This window comes from Marinilabilia sp. (assembly GCF_016278715.1).
Classification (GTDB): domain Bacteria; phylum Bacteroidota; class Bacteroidia; order Bacteroidales; family Marinilabiliaceae; genus Marinilabilia.
This window is the reverse complement of sequence record NZ_JADQBH010000115.1, coordinates 1-3,588: the sequence shown is the minus strand read 5'-3', so window position 1 is coordinate 3,588 and position 3,588 is coordinate 1. Positions and strand designations below refer to the sequence as shown.

Sequence of the window (3,588 nt, the reverse complement as noted above, 5' to 3'; positions counted from 1 at the left end):
ATGGTGGTTTCAGCTCAGGATTTGGACTTTTCTATTTCGGCCCACGAAAAACTGGGTTGTCAGTACGAAGGCGACGAAATGGAGATTGGTTTTAAATCAGGATTTCTGGCCGATATACTGGAGAATATTTCTTCATCTGATATTGTTCTTGAATTGTCAGACCCTGCCCGTGCAGGGATTTTCGTGCCTTTCGATAAGTCCGAAAATGAGGACGAGCTTATGTTGCTCATGCCAATGATGATTAATGCCTGATAGTTTTTTTACTACGGATATATAAAAACGTCCCGCTGAATTGTTCGGCGGGACATTTTTTTGTGTCAAAAAAAAGTCTGCCTTTTCAGACAGACTTAAAAACAGGACAATTAATAGAACTGGATAATTTAAACCAGATCAGCCATCGTTATGGCATTTTTTAATGAATATCTCCTTCCGGGTTGTCTCGTTTTTTACGGTTATTAAGGTAAATTGAAAGGTGCAGAATATAAAGTCCGTTTCCGGAGTATTTAATTCCCGGAAACGGACATCTGAAATTTAATTATACAAGATTGTCGTAAGCAGTTTCCCCATGCTCATAGATGTCGAGACCTTCTTCCTCAACGCGCTTGGGAACACGCAGCCCAACAGTAGCTTTAATGCCTCTGAACAGGATGAATCCAAGTGCAAGTGCCCATGCGGCAACAGCTACGACACCTAAGGCCTGAACTCCAAGCAGGCTTGCTCCGCCACCATAAAAGAGTCCTCCTTCGGTGGCCAAAAGACCCACCATGAGGGTTCCTGCAGCACCACTGAATCCGTGAACTGTAACGGCACCTACAGGGTCATCAATTTTAAGCTTGTCCAGCATTTCAACACCGAATATCAGTACAAATCCTGCTACGATTCCGATAATGACAGCCCCGCCGGGACTTACAATGTCGCAACCAGCTGTAATGGCTACCAATCCGGCTAAGGCACCGTTAAGGGACAAGCCCAGAGAAGGTCGCTTGTATCGCATCCAGGAGATAATCATTGCTGTAACGGTTCCTGCGGCAGCCGACAGGTTTGTGGTTACGAAGATGGAGGCAACAGCGGAAATGTTGTCCAGTCCACTGGCTGCTAACTGAGACCCGGGGTTAAATCCAAACCAACCAAACCATAGTATGAATACCCCAAGGGCGCCAATGGTTAAACTGTGTCCAGGGATGGCTTTTCGTTTGCCGTTGTATTTACCCAGTCGAGGTCCTACGGTTGCCGCGCCAACCAAACCAAGCCATCCGCCCACGGAGTGTACTACGGTTGAACCAGCAAAGTCGTGGAAGCCCAGCTCGCTGAGCCATCCTCCGCCCCAGACCCAATGCCCGGAAATGGGGTATATAAGTGCGGTGATAAAGAAACTGGCAATGATATATCCCTTGAACTCTGTCCGTTCGGCCACGGCACCGGATACAATGGTAGCAGCAGTAGCGGCAAAAACGGTCTGAAATATCAAAATGGCATAATCTACATCATTGCCATAACTTCCTGAGAAGAAGAGATCGGGCATACCGATGAATCCTCCAAGGTCGGTGCCAAACATGATGCTGAAGCCTATCAGCCAAAACACCAGTGAGCCAACAGAAAAATCAAGAAAGTTTTTCATCAGAATGTTGGCTGTGTTCTTGGCGCGGGTAAATCCTGCTTCAACCATTGCAAAACCGGGTTGCATAAACATGACCATTGCGGCTGCAATTAAAACCCATAACATGTCTAAAGAGACGGATATTTCGGATACTTGTTTTGTAATTTCTTCCATAATAGTAAGATTTTAATAGATTAAACCTGAAGGGTTGGTGTTACTCCTCCTCTCCTTTGATAAAAAGGGCTTCATCGCCTTTTTCCCCTGTGCGTATCCGATAGGATTCTTCTATGTCAACCACGAAGATTTTCCCGTCTCCAATTGCACCGGTTTTTCCCGATTCCAGGATGGCGTTAATGGTGTTTTTCAGGTTTTTGTCACGTACTACAATCGATATTTTTATCCGCTCAATGGCACTGGTGTCGTAAATGATACCACGGAAAGCCCTTTCTTCGCGTGACCGACCTATTCCGCGTACTTCCCAGAAGGAAAAGAAATCTATTCCCACTTTGCTGAGGGCTTCCTTTACATCATCGAACTTGGTTTTGCGTATGATGGCTTCAATTTTTTTCATGAGTAATTTTTTTATAGGTTTTTGACTTGTTGGAAGAATCTCCGGTGGTTCAAATTGGTTACCACCGGGTTTTTCGGCATCAGAACGATACCCCTACCACCATGAATAAACTCTCGCTCTCCGGGTTCAGAATAACAGAACCGGAAAGAGGAAGTGAGAAATAATCTGTGAACTTTATCTCTTTTGAAGCCCCAACTCCAATGTTTACGATTCCAAATTCTCCATCGGTGGTATAGACTTCATCGCCGGCTCCTACAAAAGCATTAACCAGACCGAAATCATAACCCGCTTCAAAATAGAGTGACTTGTCATCGGCTCCGGCAAAGAACTTACCTGCCAGCAGACTGAATTTGTCCAATGTGAGGGTTCCACTGACTTCAATAGAATGATTGTTGTCGTAATCGAAATATTCATCCGACATGTCATCCATGGGGAAGTAGTAATCGGTAACGGTAAGGCCGAAAACCTCCCCAAATGAATAGCCGGCATAAAGGTCGGCTTCTTGAGCTCCAGGCAGGTTGGTAGTGTAAGCACCCCAGGCACCCAACACAAAATTACCTGCACTCATTTCCAGATAAGGTTGAATACTGGGTGAGCCCCCAAAGTCGGTTCCACGCCATACGTAACGACTCATCAGGTCGGCCCCTACACTCACATCAACCTGTGCTTTACCAGTAAAGCCGGTGAAAAAAAGACCCAGGACGGTCATAACCAAAAATAGTTTTCCAAAGTTTCTCATAGCGGTTAGTTTTTAAAATAAGTGGTTAATAAAATTGTTTGCCTCGTCAAAACAGGGGTGGTTGGTTGTGATTTGTTGTTTTTTAAGACTCACCCCTTCTTTTTTGTAGGTTGTTGATGCAAATATATATGAATTTGATATTCCACCCTAATTTTTTAGGGGGTAAAATTGAAAATTTTGCATTTTTTATGAAATACCCCCTGTTTGGAATTGGGTTCTTGATGAGAAAAGAGTATAATTTGGAAGAACACCCCCTTTTTTAGAGGGTGGGTAAGAATAATTAATGGAAAAATATTGGGATGGCTTCATAGCGAGTGCCACCTACAAAAAGTTTGAGGCAAAATAGAAAGGATAAGTACACCAGTTCCCCAAATGTGGTCACCAATTATTAATTTGATTGTTATTAAAATCTTTCATTGGGAGAAACGCGAAGCAATTTTTTCTCAAAGATTAAATGTCTTTGAAGAATGGGACTAGAATTATTAATTAAGTATGAATAGTTCGGCTTTAATGATTAAATTTGATTTGCAATACTAAAGATGAGTTTGCTCGGAAAGAGGTATTTTTGTCAGGATCGAGACGCAAGGAATTTTAGTTTCGGAGTTAACTTGTTGTTAATGAAGACTTAAAAGATTTATTTAACGAAGATGTTCGGCACCAAAGAATCTTTTCGGAGTGGAC

3 protein-coding genes and 1 pseudogene are annotated in these 3,588 nt (G+C 43.2%); 1 reads left to right on the top strand and 3 read right to left on the bottom strand.

The annotated features are described in order from the left end of the window. A pseudogene (locus QZZ43_RS06965) lies at window positions 1-252 on the top strand (DNA polymerase III subunit beta); the annotation flags it as partial. Between the two features lie 283 nt (window positions 253-535). On the opposite strand, the gene QZZ43_RS06960 reads toward QZZ43_RS06965, so the two are convergent. The 3 genes from QZZ43_RS06960 to QZZ43_RS06950 all read right to left on the bottom strand — a co-directional run bounded on the left by QZZ43_RS06960 (window position 536) and on the right by QZZ43_RS06950 (window position 2,907). Beyond that, window positions 536-1,771, bottom strand: coding sequence for an ammonium transporter (locus QZZ43_RS06960; protein ID WP_291857387.1), 1,236 nt, complete (start codon window positions 1,769-1,771; stop codon window positions 536-538). Between the two features lie 40 nt (window positions 1,772-1,811). Next, window positions 1,812-2,168, bottom strand: a complete 357-nt coding sequence (locus QZZ43_RS06955) for a P-II family nitrogen regulator (RefSeq protein ID WP_291857385.1) — start codon at window positions 2,166-2,168, stop codon at window positions 1,812-1,814. A gap of 79 nt (window positions 2,169-2,247) precedes the next feature. Then, window positions 2,248-2,907 carry a TorF family putative porin gene (locus QZZ43_RS06950; protein ID WP_291857383.1) on the bottom strand — a complete coding sequence of 220 codons (660 nt, stop codon included), beginning with the start codon at window positions 2,905-2,907 and terminating at the stop codon, window positions 2,248-2,250. Between the last annotated feature and the right edge of the window lie 681 nt (window positions 2,908-3,588).